The organism is Streptococcus sp. A23, from assembly GCF_043674155.1.
GTDB classification, from domain to species: Bacteria; Bacillota; Bacilli; order Lactobacillales; family Streptococcaceae; genus Streptococcus; species Streptococcus suis_V.
Window position 1 is genome coordinate 1 of record NZ_JBIMJP010000036.1, and the last position, 1,422, is coordinate 1,422.

Here is a 1,422-nt window from a genome sequence, read left to right on the forward strand (position 1 = left end):
AAGACATCCATGATGGCTTCGCCCTCACCCACAGAATAATGAAAACGAACATAAAGCCCTCACTAGGTGTATAATCTTAGTGAGGGCTTTGTGGTTGACGAGTTAATGATGTTAGTCATCGCGGGAAAAACTAACCCACTCTACTGACGAGCACCCCAAAATATGCGATAGGCATGAGTATAAAAATACGACTAAAAATCAGTAGATAAGCTCTCTAATTTTTAGAAGGAGGGAATTGTCATGGATGTTCTCTATCAATCTTGTGCAGGTATTGATATCCATCAAGCCAATATCGTTGTCTGTATCCTACATGGACCACTCACCTCAACTCGTCCAAAGCGTGAGACGGCTACGTTTGATACAACGACTAAAGGCCTACGTGCTTGCCACGATTTTCTCAGTCAATTTCATGTGGAAGCTGTTGGTATGGAAAGCACAGGTGTTTATTGGCGACCTGTCTGGCATGCTCTATGTGATGACTTCAAGTTGATACTCGCTCAACCAGCCCACATGAAGGCTATTCCAGGTCAGAAAACCGACAAGAAGGATGCTCACTGGATAGCCAAATTAACACGGATTGGGCTGCTTCCTCGGAGTTTCGTTCCCGATGAAACCATTCAAGAATTGAGGGAGTTGACCAGACAACGAAAACATTATGTGGAAAGTCGCAATCGAGAAACCAACCGTATCCATAAAATTCTTCAGTCAGGTGGCATCAAGCTAACAACCTATATCGAAGATATTATGGGGCTATCTGGTCGCAATCTCCTTCAGCTACTGGTTGATGGGACGCCTATTACACCTCGTATTGTCCATCAATCAGTTTACACCAGCTTGAAGAAGAAAGTGCCGCAGCTTCTGGAAGCCTTGGATGGCTATTTTTCTGACCATCACCGCTTCATGTTAAAGCAGTCCTTAGAGATTTATGATTTTTATCAGAAGCAGATTGAGTTGTTGGAAGAGCGAATGAATGTCTATCTATCACAATATGAAAACCATGTAGAAATATTGGATTCCATCCCAGGCATTGATGTCATTACAGCTTCTGTTATCATTTCTGAGGTTGGTGTTGACATGAGTCAGTTTCCCACTGCTGGACATTTAGCTTCTTGGACTGGACTTTGTCCAGGTAATAATGAGAGTGCTGGTAAAAAACGAAGTACTAAGATTCGACACGGAAATTCTTATTTGAAGAAATGTTTATGCCAGGCCGCTTTCGCTGTCAAAAAACAAAAAGGAAGTCCTCTAGCAGACCGATTTTATCAGATTCAAAGTCGGCGTGGTTCACAAAAAGCAACAATTGCACTCGCACATCAATTATTAAAAATAGCTTATATCCTTTTAAAAGAGCAGATAACGTATCCTGAATTTTTAGCACAGAAAAAGACTACTAGGGACGAGCTAGTAGCCTAACATAAAAAA

1 protein-coding gene is annotated in these 1,422 nt (G+C 41.7%); it reads left to right on the forward strand.

Features of this window, described 5'->3' with window-relative positions; genetic code table 11:
* Positions 1–240 precede the first annotated feature (240 nt).
* Positions 241–1,413 (forward strand): IS110 family transposase, encoded by a 1,173-nt coding sequence (locus ACHBIE_RS10750; protein ID WP_125266667.1) that lies wholly within the window; start codon positions 241–243, stop codon positions 1,411–1,413.
* Positions 1,414–1,422 lie beyond the last annotated feature (9 nt).